We start from the raw sequence: 23,215 nt of genomic DNA, 5'->3' as shown, positions 1-23,215 counted from the left end.
GATCGCCCAAGACGGGCCCACTCTCCCCAGAGTTGTCGCCTTGGACGACCACGGTCACTAATGAGACTCCCGAGAAGCCCATCAGGTTGCGCTCCGGACCAACCTTTCTTGATCACCCAGGTCGGAGCGTTGCGAAGAAGACGGTCTCACCGTCTCGTACCGGCGCCCGGCCCGCTCCACCGGAGGAGCGTCCCCCTGGACAGACGCCGGCCACGGGCGGCGGGTGGGGCTCACCGTGCCGTGCCGTAAAAAATAGCTATTTGACGGCGAGAGCCGCTCCTATGATGCCCGCTTCGTTGCGCAGGCGCGCGGGAACGACGGCGGTGTCCACGTGCACGTACGGAAGGAACTTGTCCGCCTTCTTGCTCACCCCGCCGCCGATGACGAACAGCGACGGCGAGAAGAGCATCTCCACGTGCCGCAGGTACTCCTCCACCCGCCCGGCCCACTTCTCCCACCCGAGGTCGTGCTCCTCACGGGCGCGATCGGAGGCGCGGCGCTCGGCGTCCTTGCCGTGGAGCTCCAGGTGCCCCAGCTCGGTGTTGGGTACCAGGACGCCGTCGACGAACACCGCGCTGCCGATGCCCGTCCCGAACGTCAGCATGATGACGGTCCCCATCCGGTCGCGGCCCTCGCCGAACCTCATCTCCGCGACGCCGGCCGCGTCGGCGTCGTTGAGGACGGTCGCGCCGTCGAAGAGCTTCCTCGCGTCGACGCCGATCCAGGAGTGGTCGACGTTCGCGGCCGTCATGATCACGCCGTCCACGACCACGCCGGGGAACGTGACGCCGACCGGGCCCGTCCAGTCGAAGTGCTTGACGATCTCCACCACGACCTCGGCCACCTCGCGCGGCTTGGCCGGCTGCGGCGTGGGGATGCGCAGGCGCTCCTCCGTCAGCCGCCCCGACGCGGTGTCCACGGGGGCGCCCTTGATCCCGGATCCACCGATGTCAATGCCCAAAACTTCCATGTACCTCAACTCCCCAGGAAAACGCCCGATTGACGTCCAAGGCCAATATTTCTGACCGTTACTGAACCGCACTTGCGTCCCCCACGTATCTCCGGCCACAAGCGCTAACAAGGAGGCACGGATGCGGCTCCGCATCATCACACTCTGCGCTGGTGCGGTCGTCTTGAGCACGACCCTCACCGCCCCCGCACAGGCAGCGACGAATACCAAGTTTGACGTCGTGAATCTCATTTCCGACATCCAGGGGAAGGCAGCAGTCCACGATCCTAAACTGGTCAACCCGTGGGGACTGGCCATGGGCAAGACCCTGTGGGTCTCCGACACGGGCACCGGCACCGCGACCGTCTACTCCGGAGCGGGCAGGAAGGAGGCGACCGAGGTGGCCATTCCCGGTGGCGCTCCGACCGGCCAGGTGTTCAACTCGGGCGAGGGCTTCACCGTCAAGGGCAAGCCCGCCACGTTCATCTTCGCCAGCCCGAGTGGCGCGATCACCGGCTGGAACGCCGAGGTGGACCCGAAGAACGCGATCATCGCGGCCTTCACCCGGGGCGCCGACTACAAGGGCCTCGCGATGGTGAACACCGACGACGGCGACTTCCTGCTGGCCGCCGACTTCGCCAACGGGCGCCTCGCCGCGTGGAACTCGGAGTTCGAGAAGATCAACCTGTCCCGCAGGGCGTTCAGGGACCCGTCGGTCCCCTCCAATTACCACCCGTACAACGTGACGTTCAGCGGCGGCAGCGTATGGGTCGCCTATGCCCTGCGTGACTCGCAGACCGGGAAGTCCATCGCGGGCTCCGGCAAGGGCTTCGTCAGCCGCTATAACGTGAACGGGCGCCTGGTCGGGCGCATCGCGCGTACCGGGCTCAACGCCCCCTGGGCCGTGACCGCCGCGCCGAAGCAGTTCGGCGCGTTCGCCGGATCGGTCCTGGTCGGCAACTTCGGCGACGGGACGATCCACGCCTACCGCGGCAACCGCCACCTGGGCGCGCTGCGCGATGGCAACGGCAGGACGGTCTCGCTGCCGGGCCTGTGGGACCTCGAGCCGGGCACCGCCGCCACCGGCGGCGAGAACGCCCTGTGGTTCTCCGCGGGCATCGACAAGGCCCAGCACGGCCTGGTGGGCGTGCTCCGGCCCGCCGGCACGGGATCGCAGGTGAGCACGCCTTCGTCGAGCCCCACGCCGACTAACCACTCGTCGCACAAGCCGTCGACGACGTCCAGTCAGTCTCCGTACGGGAGTTACTGACCGGACCCGCTGAACGTTTCCGGCACGGCAGGCGCGAGCCGTGCCGGAAACAAGCTCTTGTTTTTGTACGAGTTATGTACGTCTTTCATGAGGCTTGGATGGGATAACACGCATCCCGTGCAAGTCCATATGCATTTGTGATCGTTCTTCCCAACGGACCGTCTCCTTCCACTCGCCCGAAGGGAGTTTCTCTCCAAGGGGCCTCAGCCAGGATCGCGCGACGAACCCCCCGGAGAACCTCCGTCGTCACCGCTCTGGTCGAAGAGCCCGGTGAGCGCGGGAGTCAGGTCGACGATGCTCCGGTAGTGCACGCCGGTCATCCCCAGGGCCGTGGCGCCCGCCACGTTCTCCAGCCGGTCGTCGACGAACAGGCAGCGCTCCGGCGCGACGCCCGCCAGCTCTGCCGCGAGCTCGTAGATCCGCCGGTCGGGCTTGGCCACCCCCACCCGGGCACTGCTGACCACCGCGTCGGCGAAGTAGGCCAGCCCGAGCCGCTCCAGGTGCTCCTCCAGCGTGTCCATGGCGTTGGTGACCAGCACCACGGGCACCCGCCCCTGTGCCCGCGCCAGCAGCCCCCTGACCTCCTCGTCCACCCAGAACGGCACCGCCGCAAACTCGGCGGCGGCCTGGCGGGCGCGCTCGTCTCCGCCCAGCGCCACGGCGATGGACTCGACCCACTGGGCCTCGGTGATGTGTCCGAGCGTGGCGGGGCCGATCAGGTCCGGGTCGAAGGCGGTCTTCCTCAGGGGCAGGCCGTAACGGGCCTCGATGTCGGCCTGAACCGCGTGGTCGAAATGGCGGAGCACTCCATCGAGATCACAGAGAACCGCGTCAAAGGGGGTCACAGCCACCCATTGTGCCGTGCCAGCTGGGCGGCCTCGATCCTGTTGCGGGTGTTCGTCTTGCCGATGGCGGACGACAGGTGGTTGCGTACCGTGCTCTCCGAGAGGTGCAGCCGCGCCGCCACGTCCGCGATCGTGGAGCCGTCGAGCGCCGCGGTCAGTACATCGCGCTCGCGGTCCGTGAGCGGGCTGGGCCCGGCGTTCAGCGCGGCGGCGGCCAGGGCGGGATCGAGGATCCGCTCCCCCGCCACCGCCCGCCGGATCGCCGCGGCCAGCTCCTCCACCGGCCCGTCCTTGACCAGGAACCCTGCCGCCCCCGCCTCCATCGCCCGCCGCAGGTAGCCCGGCCTGGCGAACGTCGTCAGAATCAGCACCACGCACTCCGGCAGCGCGGCACGCAGTACGGGCAGCACGTCGAGCCCGCTGCGGCCGGGCAGCTCGATGTCGAGCAGCGCCACGTCGGGCCGGTGCTCCGTGGCGGCCGGCACGATCGCGTCGCCGGAGGAGACCTGGGCGACGATCTCCAGGTCGTCCTCCAGCCCGAGCAGCAGCGCCAGGGCGTCGCGCATCATCCCCTGATCTTCGGCGATCATGACCCTGATCACGACGCCCCCCTCGCGCTGCGCGTCTGGTTCCAGAACGGTCTTTTCCCAGAAGGCTCTACTTCCAGAAGGCCAGCTGGTGCTCGGCAGCGTAGTCGACCGGCCGGACGGCCCCCGGCGCCAGGGACAGGGTGCCGGACGAGACTCGCGGCCAGGCGGGCAGCCCGCGGCCGTTCGGGTCGCCGGTGCGGGCGAAGTTCGTCCAGTAGCTCATCATCTGCCCGGACAGCTTCTCCTGGGCGGGCGACAGCTTGGCCTTGGTCTCCGGGAAGATGTACGGCAGGTCACCGGCGTGGTAGGCGCCCCAGTCGAAGTCCGCCTCCAGCGGCAGGAACATCGGCGCCTTCCGGTCGGCGAACTCGTAGCCGTAGACCGGCGCCTTCTTGGCCAGCAGGGCGTTCTGCTCATGGGTGGACCGGGCCCACATACGATCGGTCAACACGGTAGCCCAAGCAATACTCGGCGACTTATAGCGATTTACCGGATATTTCCGGGCAATTCTCTCAGCCTTCGCCCCGAACGCATCTTTTAGCAATTTCCGGTAATCCGGAGAGGCGCCCTGGACGTCGTAATTCATCCCGACAAAGATCCGGTGCTCGTCCTTCGTCGTCCCGGCCAGAACCGGCATCGGGCTGGTGTGCCCCTTCCGCATCGCGTCGGCCGGCGACTCGGGCAGGACGTCGTTGCCGTACGCGTACGACTGGAAGGCGTTCATGATCTGCGGGACCTCGAGGATCTTCTTGACCGGCAGCGCGCGCAGGCACGCCAGGTCCGAGCAGCCAAGCTGCTTGGCGTACACCTCTCCTATGGCGCTCACCTGTGCGGCGGGCCGCCACGCGAAGGACGGCAGGGCGGGCACGCCCGGCACCATGCTGTTGGCGGGCATGTCCATCAGGGTCTCGCCGCTCTGCATGATCGCCCGCTGGAACAGGCCCTTGGCGCCCGGCGAGGCGAGCTGGCCGCCGATCGACAGCGCGCCGTAGGAGACGCCGAAGGCGGTCACGTTGCCCGGGTCGCCGCCGAAGGCCGCCGCGTTCCGCTTGACCCAGCGCAGCGCCTCCTGCTGGTCCTGCAGGCCGTACGTGCCCGAGTCGCGCAGCCCCGGATAGCCGAACCCGCTGAACACGCCGAGCCGGTAGTTGATCGTCACGACCACCACGCCCTTGGCGGCCAGCTTCCGCGCATCGGAGAAGTGGCCCGCGCCGACCGCGCCGTCGCCGTGGATCCACACCATGACCGGCCGCCCCTTCCCGGGGACGGCGGGCGTCGTGACGTTCAGAAATAGGCAGTCCTCGTTGTCGCTGCTGGTCGGCGCGTAGACGGTGCCGACCTGCGGGCACATGGCGCCGGGCTTGGTGGCCTCCCGCACCCCCTGCCACGCGGGCGCGGGCTTCGGCGCCTCCCAGCGCGCCGCCGTGGCGTACTTGATGCCGTGGAACAGGCGGTTCGTCGTGGTCACCGTGCCGCGCACGGCTCCCGACGCGGTCTCGACGACCGCCGGATCCGCGACGGGCCCGGGTTCGCCGACGGACGTTTCGGCGCACCCCGTGAGGAGTACGGCCAGCGCTAGCAGAATCTTCATGCCTCCACGGTCTCGAGGCCGGGGCGCCGGCAGAAGATTCGCCTGTACGGGATCGCCCAGGACAAAAGTCCTGACGCAACGGTCGGCATTACCATCTCCGAGACAGGATTCGGTACTGAAACGGTGGGCATGAACGATCACCAGCTGCCACGTGAGGTGTGCCAGCTGTTCGCCGACGGCGGCAGAGGGCGGCTCCTGCCGGTCGGCCTGCCCGAGGGCGACGTCGTGTGGCCCGACCCCGGCTACACGCACCAGGGCGAGGCGTCCAGGCCCGCGTTCTGGATGAGCGACGAGGCCGTGGCGGGCGACGACTGGGCTCGGTTCCGGGCCGCCCACGCGCGCAGCGGTCTGTGGCCCGTTCTGCTGGACGAGTCCGCGCAGCCCTGGTCGATCGGGCAGATCGTGCCGGACGAGGCGCTGATGATAGATCACTTCACGGCCGAGGGGTTCATGGCCGAGGTGTGGCAGGAGTGGGTCTCCCAGATGCCGCCGGACGCCCTGGCGGAGCTGGAGCCGTTCGGCGCGCTCTGTCCGGGTCCTGCCCCGCCGGGGGTGCTGATAGCCGATCCGGGGGCCGTCGCCGACTGGTATGCCCGTGAGCTGTCATCCAGGGGCCTGCCGCTCGGCCTGGTCGCCGCGCATCGGGGTGCCGACGCGCTGGCCGTGATGGGCTGGCAGGGGGCTTTACACCACAACGAGTGGATGGTGCCGATGGCGGCGGTGGTGCGCAGCTGGGAGGACCGGTTCGGGATCCGGGTGGTGGGGGTCGGCTTCAACACGCTGGAGCTGAGCGTCGCCGCGCCACCGGTCGAGCCTGAGCACGCGCTGCACGTGGCGGCCGAGCACTGGACCTTCTGCCCGGACAACGTCGTCCAGGGGCCGGGGGATCTCCAGAGTTACGCGGAGCAGATCATTGGGCGGCATTACTGGTCGTTCTGGTGGGACTAGGGCGGGGGGTTCGTCACGCGACCGTCTCGATCTCTGTGACGGTCCGTGGTGGCTGGGGTTCTTGGGAGGGATACCCCCTCCGGGGGGTGCGGAAGGAAACGGCCCGTCGTGGCTGGCGTCCCTAGCGAGGGGCGAGGAAGAAGACGGTCCGAGGGTCCGGCCGGTTTGGCGGGCCGGACCCTTGGGTGCGGGCGTCCGTGTGACGGCCGCGCAGGCGCCGTGGCCGGCGGGTCAGGGAAGGCGGGCCACGGCGCCGTAATTGCCCGACGAGCTCGGCTGGTCCGCGCACACGGAGTCGCCGTCGGCCCGCCAGAGCGGGACCCATACCAGGCCCGGTTCCAGCAGCTCGAGCCCGTCCAGGAAGGTCGCCACCTCGGCACGCGAGCGGATCACGTGTCCAGGCAGCGTCATCGCGAGCAGGTCGTTGATGGCGGGCAGCAGTTCGGCGGGGATTCCGTCGAAGGTGGTCTGCAGGATCGCCAGGTAGCTGCCGTCCACGACGGCGTGGCACAGGCGTTTGATCACGAAGGAGGCAAGCTCGTCGTCGGTGAGGCTGTGGGTCGACAGAAGCAGCACCCCCACGGGCCGCTCCCAGTCGATGAACCGGGCCACGACCTCGTCGGCGAGCATCTCGTCGATCTGCCGTATGTCGCCCTCCACCACCCGTACGAGGTCGTTGAGAGGCTCGATGGTGACGCGGGCACTGGCCAGTATCAAAGGGTCGTTCTCGACATAGACGACGCGCACATCGGACGCCGCGGACGCGCCACGGGCGACGTCGTGTAACTGACGTCCGGGCGGCAGCGCGCTGGGCACGCCACTGCCGATGATCAGGAACTGGTCGATGCCGGAGCCGGCCAGGTGGGCGACCACCCGCGCCAGGTAAAGCAGAACTGCTCGCGCGGCGGAACCGGTGACCGGAACCGCCTCGTCGTAACGGCGCACCGCATCACTGTCAACCTCGAAGTGGTTCTTCCCTCCCGCGGCGGCGTCGAGTATTCGGGTGACACTCGCGCGGGTGGTGTCAAGGTTGGTCAGATTTCGGATGGCACGCTGACGCATTTGAGTGTTGCCCCTTTCCCCTCGCCGTATCTCACGGGAAAGTCGGTCCCACTGACCCCACTCAATTTGGCCCAACAATACCAATGATCCATCAACCTCAGGATCTGACAATACAAAGACCAATATTTGTTGGGAAATATCCATTTCCCGTTTTTCGTGCTAGGGAGTGTCAGATCACCTATGGCTCAGACGGTCACGGTGCGCATACAGCAGCTCGTGCGTCTCGTCGCCCATGGTGGTGGAGACCGACAACTTGGTAAACGCCTGGTGGTAGGCCTCTACCGCGGTCGCGTCGGTGATCACTTCATCGGAATCGATGGCGTGGGCGCAGGCCACGTCGGGCTCGAAGGCCTCCGGGAAGCGCCACATCGTGAACGGACCGCAACGGGGCAGGAAGATCGGATCGTCGATCGGCACCACGTGCAAGGAGATGTTGGGCCGCTTCGCGTACTCGATCAGCCGGTCGAGCTGAGCGGCCTGCGTCTCGGGGTCGGCGATCGAGCGCAGCAGGACGCTCTCGTCGATCACCGCCCACAGCACGGGTCCGTCGCCGTGGTTCAGCAGGGCCTGGCGGGAGCGCATCAGGCGCACCGCCGCGTCGGCCGACGTCTGGCCGAGCCCGGCGCTGCCCGACACCTCGATGGCGGCCCGCGCGTAGGCCTCGGTCTGCAGCAGCGGGGGGACGATCTGGGTCTGGTACGTGCGGATCAACGACGCCCGCTGCTCCAGGGCGTAGGTGGCGGCCATCCAGACGGGCACGGAGCCGGCGTCGTACCAGGAGGGCGGGCGTTCGCCGCGGGCCAGCGACAGGACGTATTCGCGGGTGGGCAGGGCGGTCACGCCGTAGAGGGTGAGCAGGCGCTCGACCGTGACGGGCGCGGGCGCGACGCGGCCCTCCTCTATCGCGCCGATGGCGGCGGCCCCTCTGCCCAGGGAGGTCTCGACCTCCTCCGGCGACATGCGCGCGATCAGCCGCAGGTTGCGCAGGCGGTCGCCGAGCGCCTCACGTTGCGGCGCGGTCAGCGGCGCCGCCGCCTCGGGGATCTCCGCGGTGGCGGGAGGCTGGTCGGGCAGCCCTTCGGCCGCGCGCGCGAGCTCGATCACGCCGCGCAGTACGGTCAGCGACCCGTCGGACAGCCCGGAGACCGACGCTCCGATGGCGGCGGCCCGCAACTGGAGCTCCTCGACCGCGCCCGAGTCAGTGGCGTCCTCGCCCAGCAGCCAGCCCACGCTCACCTGTAGGCAGGCGGCCAGGGCGCGCAGCACCTGGAGGGTCGGGTTGGTCTGCTTGCCCGTGCGCAACTGGCTGACGTAGGCGCGGGTGATCGGGATGCCGGCTTCGGTGAGGGCCGCGGCGAGTTGCGCCCCCGTGAACCCGCGCTTGCTCATAGCGAGACCGAGTCGCTCGGCGAAGTTCGCCACTCGTACCTCCCAGCCGCCAGGAGCCTCCAGCGTAAAGGAAGCCTGGCTCGCCGTCCCCTGCCCTGCGGGGCGCGAAACTCCGCAGGGGGAGGTCAACATATACGAAAACTGTCAGTTGACACAACGAGCTGGGTACACCCACTATCGTACTGATCGTGGTAAGTGAGACTTGACAGCCGGAGGGTTCTGGAGAGTCTCCGGCGAGGAGGTGGCCGGACGTGACCGTCGATTCCGTCGATTCCAAGGTCCGTTCCTGGTTCTCGAAGAATCCGGCTCCCCCCGCGCAGGCCAGCGTGATCAGACGCGTCTGCGCTCGGGCGGCCCCTGAAAGGAACGTGATCCATGTAGCAGAGCTGCCACTCGGCGGCGTACAGGTCTGGGTGGAGGACACCCCTGACCGCTGGAGCGTGCAACACCGGATGGCCCGCGAGCTGAGGCTCGCCGGATGGCACACGGAGGCGAGCGCCGATCGCCTGCTGGTGCTCGGCTGGAGCGCCGACTGCCTGCACCACCGCGCCCGCATGCTCGCCTCGGCGCTGCGGGGCCGGCTGGCCGACTTCGACCAGACCGCGGTCATGGCGGTCATGATCGCCAACCCGCTGAAGGACCGGGACCTGTCCATTGACGAGATCGTCCTCGAGGTGGAGGAGCAGCTCAGCAGGTCGCTGCGCTGGCCCGACCGGCTCGCCGATCTCGACGGCCTCGAACGCACCGCGACCGTGGAGTCGCTGCGGCTCCGGCTGGCGCAGATCGCCGGTCTGGAGGCCAAGGTGGCCCGCCGCTGTGCCGAGCACCTGAGCCTGGCCACGCAGGTCGCCCTCACGCTGGCCGGCGGCGAGGTACCGACCAGGATCCGCGAGAACGGCCGCGACGTCGGCCTGTCCGAGCGGGTCGTCGCCGCGAGCGTGCCGAACAACAGCCCGGCGCCGGTTCCCGCCGAACCCGCCCCGGCCCCCGTCGAGCCCGAACTCAGCTACGCGGAGTCGACGCGATGACCCTGACGCCCATCCGCGAGGGCGTCGCCGGTCCCACGATGGTGCCCGCGATGCCGACGGCTCGCCGGTTCCGGGGGCGATTCGCCGTACTGCGGCTGGTCGCCTCCGGGGTGGTGGTCGCGATCATGGCGGACAGCACCGCGACGACGCTGGCGATCCCCGTGCTCAGCCGCGACCCGCTGGCGGCCGCCATGCCGCTGTCCGAGGTCACCTGGGTGAGCACGGTCAACTTCGCCGCCGTCGCCGCACTGCTCGCCACCGCCGGACGCTTCGCCGACCTGCTGGGCAGGCGCAGCGTGCTCGCGCTCGGGCTGGCCCTGTACGGGCTGGGCGCGACGACGGTCATCGCCGCCCCCTCCTGGACCCTGCTCCTGGCTGGACGGGTGGCGCAGGGAGTGGGCGCGGCGCTGATGTTCCCCGCCTCGCTGGCGCTGCTGCTCGGCGAGCTGCCCGCCAACCGCCGTGCCGGCGCCATCGCGCTGTGGAGCGCGTCGTCCGGCATCGGGGCCTTAGCCCTGCAGGCGGGCGGTGGCTGGCTGCTGACCGAGTACGGCTGGCGCGGCCTGTACCTGCCCGGCGCGGGACTCGCGGCGGCGCTGCTGATGCTCACCCCGGCGCTGCCCCGCAACCGCGGCACCAGGCAGGGCGTACCCGACCTGTTCGGTGCGGTCCTGCTGATCGGCGCGGTCGCGGGAGCGGTGCTGGCCATCTCCCAGGGCAGCCTGTGGGGCTGGACCTCCGTGCGCACGCTGGCGTGCGCGGGAGGCGGCGGGCTTCTCCTGGCCCTGGCCATCGCGATCTCGTGGCGGCATCGCGCCGGAGCGATCGACATGAGCCTGTGGCGGCGTCCCGGCTTCCTGTGGGCCGGTGCCACCTCCTGCATGTACGGAGCCGCGTCCTTCGTCGTGCTGGCCATGGGGCCGCTCTACCTGCGCAACGCCGAGTTCGACGCCAGCACCATCGGTCTCTGGCTCACCCCGATCTCCATCGCCATGATCGTGTCGAGCCCGATGGCCGCGCCGATCAGCCGACGCATCGGCGTCAACGCCGTCATCTACAGCGGTGCCCTCATCCTCGGAACGGGCTGCGCGCTGATGCTGGCCCAGCCGTCCCCGAACCTGTGGTGCCTGCTGGGCGCCGTCATGCTCGGCGCCGGGTTCGGCTTCCTGTCCACCGGAACGTTCATGGTCGGCTCGATGGCCGCCGACCCCAGCCAGTACGCCTCGGCGGTCGGCGCGATCAACACCGCGCGCATGCTCGGCGGAGCCATCGGCGTGGCCGGCGCCTCGGTGCTGGTCGACCATCCCATGCTGGCCGGACCGATGCCGGGCTTCTCCACGGTGCTGGTGGCCTGCCTGGCGGTGGCGGTGCTGCTCGGCGTCGCGGCGCTGATCCGCGTAGCCCTCGCGGCCACCAGCATCCGGCCACGCCGTCCCTCGCTGCGCGAAGCGGAGGCGGAGCTGGTCGTGTTGCGCGGCCTGCTCGCCGAGCTCCGCGACAGCTTCGTCCAGGTCCGCAGCGAGGCCGAGCACGAGCTGGCCCGCTTCGGAGTCCGCGATCCGTCCGAGTTCCGGGCCCTTGACCAGCGCTGACAGGAGTGATCATGCTCGCGAACGAGACCCGCAGGCCGTACCCGCACCCCTATGAAGTGCGTTCGCCCAGGCAGGTACTGCCGTCCAGTGCGGCGCCCGATACAGACGACACACAGCCCGCGAGGATCCCACGCCAGAGCATCCCAGCACAGACGATCCCTCGACAGGCCATACCTACGCAGAGCATTCCCACCCAGGCGGCCTCTGTGCCGCCGCAGACCCCGCCCGAGTTGACGGCCCGCACCGTCCACCGCCTTCGCCACATACGGCAGGTGTCGGACCAGGCGATCAGCGTGATCGACCAGGTCCTTCACCACGTGCCCTGAACCCCCCAGGCTCCTTCGCAGGAGGAACTCATGCTCACCATCCAGGTCGAATCCCCAGCAGGACTAGCAGTCGACAGGCAACGGGAGTTCGCCGATACCGTGATCGGGGCAGCGGTGGATCTCCTAGGCGTGGAGCGCGGCGAGATACAGCTCGTCCTCACCGACTGGGACGAGGCACGGGCACGTCGAGAGGCGGCTTTCTGGGCCGCGGCTTGGTCGGGCTGCTGATGCCGGCCACCCTTACCCGCCGGACGACCGCCGGCGAGGGCGGAAACGTTCTGGGCGTGTCGTTCCGCTGCCCTTACGGTTCCAGAAGGGTCCCCACGGTGCCGGTGCCGGTGCCGCCTACCGTCCCCGTCGTACAAGCACTGAAGCACAAGGCGAACGCCGTAGCGGACGCCGAACTCGGCCGGCTGGCCTCCCGTGCCCCCAGCCTGGACGCCGCCGCCCGCGCCGAGATCAGGGACGCCGTCCAGAGAGTGGTCGACGCCTTCCTGTACGAGCCGATCAACCGGGTGACCAGCTACGCCGACTCCCCTCTGGGAGAGAGCTACGCGGACGCCTTACGTGAGCTGTTCTCCCTGGAACTGCCCACCTTCGGTCCGGCCGGGAGCGCGGGATGAGCCGGGGCCGGGTCGGCGTGTTCGTACCGCCGGCGAACCCATCGGTGGAGCCCGAACTGGCGCGCCTGTTCGGGTCCCGGGCCGACATGTACGTCAGCCGCTTCCCGGTACGCCCCGGCCTCACCCTGGCGGAGCGGCTGGAGAGCTACAACGAGGTCCTGCCCGCGATGATCTGCTCGTTCGGCAACCTGCCGCTCGACGCACTGGTCATGGCCTGCAGCGGCTCGCGATATCTGTTCGCACCCGAGGAAGATCGCGCGAGGTGCGACAAGCTGAGCGGTGAGGCGGGCATCCCGTTCGCCTCGGCGACCCTGGCGACGCGGGAGGCGCTGGAGCACATCGGGGCGCAGGAGTTCGTGCTCGTCTCGCCGTATCAGCCCTGGCTCACCGAACTCGCCGAACGCTTCTGGGCCGCGGCCGGTCTGCACGTCTCCCGCGTGATACCGGTCAGGGCGCAGGGCGGCTTCTCACCGTACGACGTCACGCCGAACGAGCTGGTCGAGCAGGTGGAGCAGGCAGGGCTGCCGTCCGACGCGGTGGTGCTGTTCAGCGGCACCGGGATGTCCACGCTGCCCGCGCTGGGCCCCCTGGGCGCCGGAAACGACCGGATCCTGCTCACCTCGAACCTGTGCAGCGCCTGGTGGGCGCTGGCGCACGCGACCGGTCAGCCGGTCACGCTCAGCCGGGTGCCGCACCGCCCGGTGGCACAGGGCCGGCCGTCATGAACGGCGTCACCGTGGTCGGCGCGGGCCCGGTCGGGCTGACCGCGGCGCTCACCCTGGCCCGCGCCGGAGTGCCGGTGATGGTGCTGGAGCGGGAGCCGGGCCTCGGCCGCCAGTCACGCGCCTCGACCTTCCACCCGGCCACGCTCGACCTGCTGGAAGAGCTCGGGATCGCTACTCCGCTGATCGCCCGCGGCCGGGTGGTGGAGCGGGTGCAATGGCGTGACCGGTCGGGCCGGGTGCTGGCCGAGATGCTGATGGGCAGCCTCGACGGCCTGACCGAGCACCCGTTCCGGCTGCACGCCGAGCAGTCCACGCTCACCGCGCTGCTGCTGGAGGCGCTGTCGGCCTACCCGGAGGCGGACGTGCGCTTCGGCACCCCGGTCGACGGGGTGGCCGAGGGCGGCACGGGCGTCCGGCTGCGCATCGGCCGTACGTGGGCGCGGGCCCGCTACGTGGTCGCGGCGGACGGTGCGCACAGCACCATCCGCAGCTCGCTCGGCCTGCCGTTCCCCCGCTCTGAGTATCCGACGCAGGCGCTGCGGATCTTCACCGACTCACCGCTCGACGCGCTGCTGCCCGGCCTGGCGCCGCTGACCTACATCCGCGACTCCCGGCAGTCGTGCAGCCTGCTGGCGCTGCCCGATCACTGGCGGATCATCATCAGGATCCCGCACGACACCCGCGACCCTCTCAATCCTCAGAACGTGGCCAAGCTGCTGTTCCGTGCCCTGCCCACCGAGCAGGCGCCGATCCGGGTGATCGGGGCCGACCGCTACAGCCTGGCCCGCGGCGTGCTGGGCGACTACCGGTGCGGGCGCGTGCTGTTCGCCGGGGACGCCGCCCACCTGACCTCCACGGCCGGCGGCCTGAACATGAACGCCGGCATCCACGACGCCGTCGAGATCGGCCAGGTGCTCGCGGCCGTGCTCGGCGGGTTCACCGCACCCGCCGCGCTGGACGCGTGGGCGTGGCGGCGGCGCACCGTACTGGTCAACCGGGTGATCCCGCGCAGTGAGGCGCGGGTGGCCGGCGTACAGGACCGGGACAACACCAAGCTGGCGGCGGCCATGGCGGGACTGCGCGCCATCGCCGGCGATCCGGAGTCCACCCGCGCCTACCTGGCGCAAGCCTCGATGCTCGACACCGTTCCATCTGGCCCGACCCCCCATCATGTGAGGCACGGCTGACATGCGCATCTGGTTCCAGAAACACACCGTCGAGGGTCGTTCCGCGCTGCTGGACAAGCTCTACGCCGAGCACTTATCCAAGATCACCGAACCCGGCACCGAGGTGGAGATCCACACGTTGCCGGCCGACACATACGGCACCGACCTGCCCGAGCACCTGGTCGGATACGGGCAGCTGGGGCTGCTGTTCGGCAACTACTTCGCGCAGACGGCCGTGGCGGCCGAACGCGACGGGTGTGTGGCCTGGATCAGCGGCGCGGGGCAGGACCCCGGGCTGGCCGCCGCCCGCTCGCGCGTGTCGATCCCCGTGGTCGGCTACGGCGACGCGGTCTGGCAGGCGGCGCGCATGGAACGCCACCGGCTGGGCCTGATCGGCTTCATCCCGCATCTGGCCGAGCCCATCACCGACAACATCCGGGCGGCGGGCGCCGACCTGGCCTCATATCAGGTGGTAGAGGACGGCACCACCCTCGTCCAGCGGGCCCTGGCCGAGGACTTCGGGCCGCTGCTGGCGGCCTACACGAAGGCCGCCAAACGGGCGGCGGACGCGGGGGCGCAGTGGCTGGTCCCCGCCGAAGGCATCCCGAACGAGATCCTCGTCCACCTCGGCGTGCACGAACTGCACGGCCTGCCGGTGATCGACCCGGACGGGCTGGCGGTCAAGACGGCCGAACACCTGTGCCACCTGCGCCGGCTCAACATCACCGCGCGCAGCACCTCCGGCTACTGGTTCCGGCTCCCGCCCGCGGACGCCGTCAGGCACGCGGAACGTGTTTTTCTCGGCAAGGTAATCGGAGGCTAGAACCCATGAGCTTCCCCGCAGACCGTCCCCGCCGCCTGCGGCGCACGTCCGCGCTGCGTGGCCTGGTCGCCGAAACGCGGCTGCACCCGGCCGACCTGATCCAGCCCTTGTTCGTCCGCGAAGGACTGGAGGAACCCCGAGAGATCCCCAGCATGCCGGGCCAGGTCCAGCACAGCCGTGACAGCCTGCGCAAGGCCGCCTCGGCCGCGGCCACCGCCGGCGTCGGCGGCCTGCTGATCTTCGGCATCCCGGCCGCCAAGGACCCCGAGGGGTACGGCGCCTGGGACCCGTACGGCATCGCGCAACTGGCCATCGCCGACGTCGCCGCCGAGGTCGGCGACGCCACCGTGGTGATCAGCGACATCAACCTGGACGAATACACCGAACACGGCCAGGTCGGCATCCTCGACGCGACCGGCGACGTCGACAACGACGCCACCCTGCGCGCCTACGCCCAGGTCGCCATCGCCCAGGCCAACGCCGGCGCCCAGGTGGTGGCCCCGAGCGGCATGATGGACGGCCAGGTCGCCGCCGTCCGCCAGGCGCTCGACCAGGCCGGTCACCATCGGGTGGCGATCCTGGCCTACGCCGCCAAGTACGACTCCGCCTTCTACGGCCCGTTCCGCGACGCCGTCGAATCGCGGCTGACCGGCACCCGCTCGACCGCCCAGCAGGACCCCGCCAACAGCCGCGAGGCGCTGCGCGAGGTGCTCCTGGACATCGAGGAGGGGGCCGACATGGTGATGGTCAAGCCGGCGGGCCACTACCTGGACATCGTACGCATGGTGGCCGACACGGTCCGCGTGCCGGTCGCCGCCTACCAGACCTCCGGCGAGTACGCGGCGATCGAGGCCGCCGCCGCCCAGGGATGGCTCATGCGCGACCGGGCCATCCGGGAGAGCCTCATGGCGATCCGCCGGGCCGGCGCCGGGAGCGTGATCACCTACTGGGCTACGGAGATCGCGGAGCAGTTACCCGGCTGAGGCTTCTGGAGGCTTTCTGGACGCTTTTCGGTGACGGTACGAGGTTCAAGGAGGTGGCACGGGTGATGTGGCGGACGCTGACCGACGACGTACGCGAGGAAATCCGCGAGCTGTGCGACGAGTACGGGTCCCACCTCTATGACTATTGCCGCACGGAACTCGCCCAGAGCGAGGCCGAGCTGGCGGTCGCCGGAGCGCTGCTGTCGGCGTACGGCCACACGCACCGGGTCGTCGACTCCTCCCTGGTGCGGCCGTGGCTCTATGGGCTGGCCCGGGCGCATCGCGCGGCCGTGGCCGGCCCGGCGAGCATCGGCTCGTGGTCGCGTTCCGGCCGGATGCCGGACCTGCTGCCCGAGGCCCTGCGCGCGCTGGACGGCCCGCAGCGGGAGCTGCTGGACCTGTCCGTACGGCACGGCCTCGCGCATCAGGAGATCGCCGTGATCTTCGATGTGACGCCTCCGGACGTGGATGTCATCGTGACCGAGGCGGCCCGCGGGGTCGAGCGCTGGTTCTCCGCCGTCATCGCCGCCCGGTCCGCCAACGGCTGTGGCCAGCTCGCGGCCAAGGTGACGGCCTGGGCGACGACGCCCACGCGGCGCAACCGGGCCCGCATCAGCCGCCACATCCCCACCTGCCCCACGTGCCGGGCGGCGCCCCGGGCCGTGGTGGCGGCCACACTGCTGCGCGAGCTGCCCATCGCCACCGCTCCACCCACGCTGCGCGACCGCCTGACGTGGGCTCAGCCGCTTCCGGACGCGGGCGAGCTGTGGCGGGTGGACGGGTTCCCCGTGCAGGTTCGGGGGCTGGTCGAGGCCGCCCCGATGTTGATCTCCCCGATCGCCGACCCCACGGCGGCGATCAGGGGTAGCGCCTGGCCGGCGGCGGGCGCGGCTGCCGCCGGCCAGGAACGCAAACCCCACAGGAGCCACCGCGCCCCCACCCCGCCCCGCTCCAGCACCCCGGCTTCCGCCCCGCCCCGCTCCGGCGCCCCCGCCGCTGCCCCACCGGGCTTCGGCGCCCCCGCCGCTGCCCCACCGCGCTCCGACTCCCCCACCTCTGTCCCATCCCGCAGTGACGCTCCGACATCTGCCCCACACCGCAGCGACGCCCCGACCGCCATCCCGCACCAGCGGTCCGATCCGGATGCGCTTTCAGCGGCTCTCGAGCACGAGACCACCATTCCACTCGCCCGGAAACCCGCTGCCGGGGTCCTCCCGCGGCGCACTCCAGCCACCGGCCCATCCGCTCCCGGCCTCCTGGCCGCCCCCGTCTATGAGGCGCCTGCCGCTCCCCCCCGTGACACCCCGGCCAGCCCTGCGCCGGAGCCGGTCTTGCGGCTGCCCGGGCTGGTCATCGGCGGACCGCCCGTGCTGAGCGCCCCAGTCGGCGACCCGCCCGTGCGCGACGCGTCGAACGGCCAGGCGCCGCCCGACACGTCGAACGGCCAAGCACCGCCCGACACATCGAACGGCCAGGCGCCGCCCGACACGTCCGATCGTGGACCGGGCGGTGCCGGACCGCGTGGTCGTCACCCCTTCGGGGACCGCCAGCGGGACGTCCTGGTGGCCACCGCCCGCGACCGGCAGGGCGTCTTCGTCGCGGCCAGCGGCACCCGCCGGGACACCCCCGCCGCCAGGAGCCGCCCGGCCCCGTCAGCCCCGGGCAGCCGCCGGGACGCCACCACCACGAGCCCGCACCGGGACGCGACCGCCCCCGGCAACCGCCGGGGTGCCCCCGACACCCACCGGGACGCCCAGACCACCATCGGTGAAACCCACCGAAACGGACAACCCACCACCGCAGACACCGGCCGAAACGGACAGTTCGCCACGACGGGCACCCGGCCCGGCGCCCAGAGCGCGACCCCAACCACGGACGCCCTGATCGCGGGCGCCCAACGGGACGCCCTGATCACCGCCCCCGGCACCCGCTGGGACGCGCCGTTCCCCACGACGGACACCCACGCGGGCACCCAGGCCGACGCCCGCGCGGAGGCCCTGTTCACGACCGCGGCCACGCTCCGAGACGCCCTGATCATGGCCACCGGCGAGCACCGAGACCTGCTGGTCGCGACCCAGAGCACCGACGGTGACGCAGACGACGACGGGCCGGACGGTCCGGGGTCGGAGTTCTGGCGTAACCGTCCGGACGACCAGCAGACCGAGTTCTGGCGCAACCGCCCGGGCGAGTACGAGTCCGACGGCCGGTTCTCCATCCGGTCCATAGCCACGGTGGGGCTGCTCGTCGGCGCCGGGATGCTGGTGGCGAGCCTCGCCTGGTCCGGCATCCAGAGCCGCCACCAGCCCGAGGTGCCCGAGCCGCAGACCAAGCTGTCCGGCCCCGGCAGTGCCCCGGCCGTACCGCCGGGGAGCGGGAGCACCCCCAACCTCATGCTCAACCCCACAGTGGTCCCACCGCCCACGGACGTGCCGGCGGCCCCGACGGCCAACCCGGACTCCAAGATGAGCGACACCGCCACCGGCGAGGTCCGGCCGCAGAAGGTGAGTCTGCCCGGCTCCAGGCCGCCGGTCGCGAGGCTGTCGCCGTCGTCGATCAACCTGGGCACCCGCCGTACCGGATCATTCGGGCTGGTCTGTCCGGGAAGCTGCAAGATCACCACGGTGTCCGGGACGAAGGGGATCGCGGTCTCCGCGCACGCGTTCCGCGTCCAGGCGCCCGCGTCGCGGCCCGGCTGCCCGGGGCCGCCCGCCACCGAGTTCGGCAAGGTCACCGTAAGGTGGACCGGCACGTCCAGCGGCAACGGCCAGAGCACCACGGGCCTCGTCCGCGGCAGCGGGACACTCACCCTGCGCCTGTCCTGGACCGTAGCCAACGCCAAGGGATCGTACGTGTCCGACGGCAAGGGCAGCGGCTACTGGACGAACTGCGGCTGGCCCGCCACCGGCGGCGAGGGAGCCCAGCACCAGCCGCTGCCCGGCTCTGGATGAACCTCCATGTGGTGGCGGGCGGACCCGCCACCACAGAGCCAACTTAGAAGAAGGAGTTCTCCGGCTCCGGCAGGTCGATCCGCGCCGGTCCGCGGAACTGTGTCGTGTCCTTGGGCACGTCCACGAGGGGCGCCCCCTGCGTGAACGGCACGATCACACTGCTCCTGGCCAGGTCGAGCGTGACGTTCGCGCCCGTGCCCGCCTCAGAGGTGTACGTCGTGTCGGTGCCCGCGACCACCAGGGCGATCCGGTGTCCCTTCCGGAAGGTGTAGTCGTGCGGCAGCGTCTGCCACTTGACCCTGCCCCACGTCCCGACCGGCAGCGGCGACGACGCGCTGAGCGAGTCGCGGTTCTGCACGTCGATCCAGCCGCGGGCGACGATCTCGGCGGGCCGCGTCACGGTGTTCGTGGTCACCTTGCGGTAGCAGGCGTCGTCGGCGGCGGTGCTGTCGCCGTGGCAGTCCTCCTCGGCGAGCGTGGTGATGCCCTGGCCGCGCCCCCAGTCGACGCGGTTCGCCGCGCCGAAGTCGACGAGCAGGGCGGTCAGGTTGGCGGCCGGCTTGTCGAGCTTGACCCGCAGGTCGGCCGTGGGCGTGCCGGACAGGCGCAGGTCGAGCGGGAGCGCGCCGCTGGTGAACGCCACCCGGCCCGGCTTGGCCGTACCGACGTCGGCGATCATCTCCTCCTCGTCCAGCGGCACGTCCGTGAAGGACGCGCTGGCGTCGCGCCGGGCGGCGGCGAGGCCGAGCGAGCCGTCGGCGGCCGGCCGGAGCGGGACGTTCGTCGCGAACGGCGCCGGCCAGTCGCGCTGGGTGATCCACTGCGTCGGGCCGGTCTGCACGTCGGCGCGCGGGGCGTTCATGATCCCATTGCGTACGCCCTGCAGCCAGTAGTCGAACCAGCCGTGCAGCGTGTCCACCCACACGTCCCTGCGGCCCTCGAAGTCGAACGGGTCCACGTGCTGGTACTGGCCCACCCAGATCTTGCGCGGTACGTTCCGCTTGGCCAGGGCCTGCCACCAGGTGGAGAAGTTGTCCGGCTTGACGTTCAGGTCGTTGGCGGTGTGCACCACGAAGACGCTGGCCCTGACCTTGGAGGCGTCGCCGAGCAGGCCGTTGACGTAGTCGCGCTCGGCCCAGAAGGCGTTGTAGTCGCCCGTGGCATCGCCGTCCTCGGCATCCATGCGATCCCGTACGGCCTGGCACTTGGCCTCGGGGTCGGTGTCGACGTAGTTGGCCAGCCAGGAGGCGTAGTCGTAGTTGTAGACCACGCCGTTCGAGCGCTGGTACCTGTACCAGGAGCTGATCGCCGAGATCGGCACGATCGTCTCCAGGCCGCGTACGCCGGTGGCGGCGACGGCGTTGGCCAGGGTGCCGTCGTAGGACTTGCCGATCATCCCGGCCTTGCCGGTGGTCCAGTCGGCCACGGCCTGGGTGCCGTCCGCGCGGTAGGCCTTGGCCCGGCCGTTCAGCCAGTCCACGACGGCCTTGCCGCCCAGGACGTCCGCCTTGCCGCCGATGTCCGGGCAGCCTTCGGACTTGGTGGTGCCGAGCATGTCGACGTTCAGGACGGCGTAGCCGCGGGGCACGAAGTAGTTGTCATAGAAGAGCGGAAATTTCGTGACATTCCCGGCGGCGTCGTAGACCTTCCGCTCGGCCTCGTTGCCGCGTCCAGAGTTGTCGTAGTACGGACTCTCGTCGATGATCACCGGCACTTTGAGCCGGGGACCGGACTCCTTGGGCCTGATGATGTCGACGCGTACCCTGTCCAGCCGGCCGTCGGAATCGCTGTCGACGCTCGACTCGACGTAGACGTATTCGCGGACGGCGTCCGCGTAGGAGAAGACCGGCTGCGTACGGCCGTTCTCAACGGTGATCCTGGGTCCGGCGGCCGCTTGCGCGGGACTCGCGATCGCCATGGTCAGGGCGACGGCGATGAGGGCCGGGCGTAATTGAGGCACGCGTGTCCTCCGAGACGATGGGCGCCAAAGTACCCGCAATCTCTCACCCGGCAGGGGGCCTGACAAGATCCGGTGCACCTACGTGCAGAGGCGTGTCGGGCGGATATGGCCGCATCCGGTCAGTGACGTGAGTGCACCTCCGTGAACGATGAGGCGTCCTCTCCAGTCTCTAACCGATCCATCCCGACCCCCTGGAGGGCCCATGCGCATCATCAGCCTCACCGCCGTCGTCCTGCTCGCCGTTCCCGCTCCCGCGTACGCCGCCGGACCTCCCGCCGCAGTGCCGAAGGGCGCGATGAGCGTACGCGTGGCCAAGATCGTGAACGGCGACACGATCGACGTCACGACCGGCGACGGCAAGAAGACCCGCGTCATGTTCCTGGAGTCGGACGCCCCCGAGCGCGGCCAGTGCTGGGGCAAGGCCGCGACCCAGCGCACCGCGGCGCTGCTGCCGGTCGGCCGGCTCGCGTACGTCGTCGCCGACAAGAAGCCCGTGGACGGCTTCGGCCGCCGGCTGTTCTACGTGTGGAACGCCAAGGGCGTGCACGTCAACCGCAACCTCGTCCGGTACGGCTACGCGAAGGCGGTCCTGGTCAAACCGAATGACCGCTACATCAAAGTGATGCGGAGCGAGGAGGCCGTGGCCAAGCGGCAGAAGCTGCGCATCTGGTCCGGCAAGTGCGACACCGGCACCACGACCCCCACCCCGACTCCCACTCCGACTTCTGGCGCCGACGACCCGCGCTACCGGACCTGTGGTGACGCCAACGCCGCCGGGTACGGCCCGTACCGGAAGGGCGTGGACCCCGAGTACGCCTGGTACCAGGACCGCGACGGCGACGGCCTCGTCTGCGAGCGCTGACCCCGGCCGATGACCGATCACCTGACAGCCGCTTAGGATACGGTTTCCTTTAGGCAATCACTGAGAATCGGCGAACGGGCTCATGCGAAACGTGGCGCGGACCTCCCTCGTGGACGCCGCGATCGAGGAGCTCCGGGGGGAGATCACCAGCGGCGCGTGGCCGGTGGGGACGAAGATCCCGTCCGAGCTCCGGCTCGCGGAGACCCTCGGCATGAGCCGGCTCTCGGTGCGGGAGGCCGTACGCGTGCTGGCCCACTCCGGGCTGCTGACCACCCGCCAGGGCGACGGCACCTACGTCACGGCGGTCGACGAGTCGCAGGTCGCGCTGGGCAGGCGGCTGGCCAAGGCGGCCGCGATGGACATCATCGACGTGCGGCGCGGCCTCGACATGGTGGCCGCCCGGCTGGCCGCCGGGAAGCGGACCGAGCAGGACCTCACCGGCCTGCGGGAGGCGCTCGTCCGGCGGGACGCGGCCGGGCGGGCGGGCGACGTGGACGCGTTCGCCGACGCGGACGTCGACTTCCACCTGCGGGTGGCGGACGCGGCGCACAACCCGCTGCTCGGCGACCTCTACCGGAGCATGAGCGACGCGTTGCGCGACAGCGTCCGCCATATGGAGCAGGCGGCGCTGGTGCTCGACGGGTCGCACGAGGAGCTGCTGCGGGCGATCGAGGACGGCGATCCCGGCGCCGCCGTGGCGATCTCCGTCGCCATCCTCGACCAGCAGGAACGCGACCTCTGACGACCTGGCGACCTCTGACGGCGCCCTAGCGGCCTCTGCCGACCTGCGGTCGGCTCGGTGGCTAAGGTCTGCGGGCCAGGCCGAGAATGTGGGTCAGGGCAGGCGACCCCGGCGTAGCCCGATGGACGAACCGGTCGGCGTCCTCGATCACGAACCCCGCCTCTCGGATCGCCGCCCCGGTGTCCCGGTTGGGGCGGCAGTCTCCGGCCATCAGCCGCCACAGCGGAGTGATGAGATCCTGCAGCACGCCCCGGACCGGGCTCGCCGAGCGTACGTGCTCGAAGAAGCGCAACTCGCCACCCGGCCTGAGCACCCTGCGCAGCTCGGCCAGCAGCACGGCCGAGTCGGGGACGGAGCACAGCACCAGCGACACCACGGCCGCGTCGAACGACCCGGCCTCGTACGGCAACGAACCGCCATGCCCCCGCACCACCGTGACGGGCACCGGCGCCAGGGCCGCGGCCCGCTCCCCCAGGGCGCGCAGCCGGTCCTCCGGCTCGATGGCGACGACCTCGGAGACCTGCGGGGGATAGTGCGGGAAGTTCAGCCCATTTCCGGCGCCCACCTCCACCACCCGGCCGCTGAGCCCGGACAGCAACCGGCGCCGCAGCCCGGTCATGCCGTGCCGCTCGGCCTCGGCGCTGAGCCGCTCGTACATGCGGGCGAAGCGCGGATGCTGAAACGCCGAAAGATCCTGCATGCCCCCACGCTAAGTCGCCCCAAGGCCCACCGCGCATGGCCATGGCCGCCACTGTGGCGGCCATGGTCTCGCTGGGGGCTGGTTCGGTCAGGG

General features: G+C 70.5%; 22 protein-coding genes. 14 read left to right on the top strand and 8 right to left on the bottom strand.

From position 1 onward, the window contains the following. Nucleotides 1-256: 256 nt before the first annotated feature. Nucleotides 257-970 (bottom strand): polyphosphate--glucose phosphotransferase, encoded by a 714-nt coding sequence (gene ppgK, locus AB0L53_RS36360; RefSeq protein WP_364003966.1) that lies wholly within the window; start codon nt 968-970, stop codon nt 257-259. A 220-nt stretch (nt 971-1,190) separates the two neighbouring features. Between ppgK and AB0L53_RS36355 the strand changes: the two genes are divergently transcribed. After that, complete coding sequence (locus tag AB0L53_RS36355; protein WP_364003963.1) at nt 1,191-2,219, top strand: TIGR03118 family protein; 1,029 nt, start codon at nt 1,191-1,193, stop codon at nt 2,217-2,219. Between the two features lie 203 nt (nt 2,220-2,422). Here the strand turns inward: AB0L53_RS36355 and AB0L53_RS36350 are convergent, their stop codons facing one another. From AB0L53_RS36350 to AB0L53_RS36340, 3 genes are read right to left on the bottom strand one after another with little or no spacing between them, the layout of a single operon-like run. Next, on the bottom strand, nt 2,423-3,064 hold the full coding sequence (locus AB0L53_RS36350) for an HAD-IA family hydrolase (protein ID WP_364003960.1): 642 nt from the start codon (nt 3,062-3,064) through the stop codon (nt 2,423-2,425). After that, entirely contained in the window at nt 3,061-3,666 is a 606-nt protein-coding gene (locus AB0L53_RS36345; RefSeq protein WP_358545223.1) for a response regulator transcription factor, read from the bottom strand. The genes AB0L53_RS36350 and AB0L53_RS36345 overlap by 4 nt, the downstream gene beginning before the upstream one ends. A gap of 55 nt (nt 3,667-3,721) precedes the next feature. Beyond that, a complete protein-coding gene (locus tag AB0L53_RS36340) occupies nt 3,722-5,245 on the bottom strand; it encodes a carboxylesterase family protein (protein ID WP_364003955.1) in 1,524 nt (507 codons plus the stop codon). A gap of 129 nt (nt 5,246-5,374) precedes the next feature. Here AB0L53_RS36340 and AB0L53_RS36335 point away from each other — a divergent pair, with 129 nt between their 5' ends. After that, the gene (locus AB0L53_RS36335; RefSeq protein ID WP_364003953.1) at nt 5,375-6,193 is read left to right on the top strand and encodes a DUF4253 domain-containing protein; all 819 of its coding nucleotides are present in this window, start codon (nt 5,375-5,377) and stop codon (nt 6,191-6,193) included. 231 nt (nt 6,194-6,424) lie between these two features. On the opposite strand, the gene AB0L53_RS36330 is transcribed toward AB0L53_RS36335, so the two are convergent. Continuing rightward, nucleotides 6,425-7,255, bottom strand: a complete 831-nt coding sequence (locus tag AB0L53_RS36330; RefSeq protein ID WP_364003950.1) for an SAM-dependent methyltransferase — start codon at nt 7,253-7,255, stop codon at nt 6,425-6,427. 174 nt (nt 7,256-7,429) lie between these two features. Beyond that, nucleotides 7,430-8,677, bottom strand: coding sequence for a Scr1 family TA system antitoxin-like transcriptional regulator (locus AB0L53_RS36325; protein ID WP_364003947.1), 1,248 nt, complete (start codon nt 8,675-8,677; stop codon nt 7,430-7,432). Between the two features lie 335 nt (nt 8,678-9,012). Here AB0L53_RS36325 and AB0L53_RS36320 point away from each other — a divergent pair, with 335 nt between their 5' ends. The 10 genes from AB0L53_RS36320 to AB0L53_RS36275 are packed head-to-tail and all read left to right on the top strand — an operon-like array spanning nt 9,013 to nt 18,858. Further along, on the top strand, nt 9,013-9,672 hold the full coding sequence (locus tag AB0L53_RS36320; RefSeq protein ID WP_358545213.1) for a hypothetical protein: 660 nt from the start codon (nt 9,013-9,015) through the stop codon (nt 9,670-9,672). Then, nucleotides 9,669-11,264 (top strand): MFS transporter, encoded by a 1,596-nt coding sequence (locus AB0L53_RS36315; protein ID WP_364003943.1) that lies wholly within the window; start codon nt 9,669-9,671, stop codon nt 11,262-11,264. The genes AB0L53_RS36320 and AB0L53_RS36315 overlap by 4 nt, the downstream gene beginning before the upstream one ends. 11 nt (nt 11,265-11,275) lie before the next feature. Beyond that, on the top strand, nt 11,276-11,590 hold the full coding sequence (locus tag AB0L53_RS36310) for a hypothetical protein (protein WP_364003940.1): 315 nt from the start codon (nt 11,276-11,278) through the stop codon (nt 11,588-11,590). 30 nt (nt 11,591-11,620) lie between these two features. Next, nucleotides 11,621-11,818: a hypothetical protein gene (locus tag AB0L53_RS36305; protein WP_357940570.1), complete on the top strand. Its 198-nt coding sequence runs from the start codon at nt 11,621-11,623 to the stop codon at nt 11,816-11,818. Continuing rightward, nucleotides 11,818-12,213 carry a hypothetical protein gene (locus AB0L53_RS36300; protein WP_364003936.1) on the top strand — a complete coding sequence of 132 codons (396 nt, stop codon included), beginning with the start codon at nt 11,818-11,820 and terminating at the stop codon, nt 12,211-12,213. Before AB0L53_RS36305 ends, AB0L53_RS36300 begins: the two co-directional genes overlap by 1 nt. Next, complete coding sequence (locus AB0L53_RS36295; RefSeq protein WP_364003933.1) at nt 12,210-12,938, top strand: hypothetical protein; 729 nt, start codon at nt 12,210-12,212, stop codon at nt 12,936-12,938. Before AB0L53_RS36300 ends, AB0L53_RS36295 begins: the two co-directional genes overlap by 4 nt. Further along, a complete protein-coding gene (locus tag AB0L53_RS36290; RefSeq protein WP_364003930.1) occupies nt 12,935-14,125 on the top strand; it encodes an FAD-dependent oxidoreductase in 1,191 nt (396 codons plus the stop codon). The genes AB0L53_RS36295 and AB0L53_RS36290 overlap by 4 nt, the downstream gene beginning before the upstream one ends. A 1-nt stretch (nt 14,126) precedes the next feature. After that, entirely contained in the window at nt 14,127-14,927 is an 801-nt protein-coding gene (locus AB0L53_RS36285; RefSeq protein ID WP_358437883.1) for an aspartate/glutamate racemase family protein, read from the top strand. 5 nt (nt 14,928-14,932) lie between these two features. Continuing rightward, nucleotides 14,933-15,910, top strand: coding sequence for a porphobilinogen synthase (gene hemB / locus AB0L53_RS36280; RefSeq protein WP_358545199.1), 978 nt, complete (start codon nt 14,933-14,935; stop codon nt 15,908-15,910). Nucleotides 15,911-15,963: 53 nt separating this feature from the next. Continuing rightward, the gene (locus AB0L53_RS36275; RefSeq protein ID WP_364003926.1) at nt 15,964-18,858 is read left to right on the top strand and encodes a hypothetical protein; all 2,895 of its coding nucleotides are present in this window, start codon (nt 15,964-15,966) and stop codon (nt 18,856-18,858) included. Nucleotides 18,859-18,901: 43 nt separating this feature from the next. Here AB0L53_RS36275 and AB0L53_RS36270 read toward each other — a convergent pair whose 3' ends face one another. Then, nucleotides 18,902-20,818: a Xaa-Pro dipeptidyl-peptidase gene (locus AB0L53_RS36270; RefSeq protein ID WP_364003923.1), complete on the bottom strand. Its 1,917-nt coding sequence runs from the start codon at nt 20,816-20,818 to the stop codon at nt 18,902-18,904. A 202-nt stretch (nt 20,819-21,020) separates the two neighbouring features. On the opposite strand from AB0L53_RS36270, the gene AB0L53_RS36265 reads away from it, so the two are divergent. Further along, entirely contained in the window at nt 21,021-21,680 is a 660-nt protein-coding gene (locus AB0L53_RS36265; RefSeq protein WP_364003920.1) for an excalibur calcium-binding domain-containing protein, read from the top strand. A gap of 82 nt (nt 21,681-21,762) precedes the next feature. Continuing rightward, a complete protein-coding gene (locus AB0L53_RS36260) occupies nt 21,763-22,422 on the top strand; it encodes a FadR/GntR family transcriptional regulator (protein ID WP_364003917.1) in 660 nt (219 codons plus the stop codon). A 61-nt stretch (nt 22,423-22,483) separates the two neighbouring features. On the opposite strand, the gene AB0L53_RS36255 is transcribed toward AB0L53_RS36260, so the two are convergent. Beyond that, entirely contained in the window at nt 22,484-23,122 is a 639-nt protein-coding gene (locus AB0L53_RS36255) for a class I SAM-dependent methyltransferase (protein ID WP_364003914.1), read from the bottom strand. Nucleotides 23,123-23,215: the final 93 nt, after the last annotated feature.

Source organism: Nonomuraea sp. NPDC052129 (assembly GCF_040680095.1).
Classification (GTDB): domain Bacteria; phylum Actinomycetota; class Actinomycetes; order Streptosporangiales; family Streptosporangiaceae; genus Nonomuraea.
Note: the sequence above shows the minus strand (reverse complement) of the source record. Positions and strands in the feature narration are given on the sequence as shown.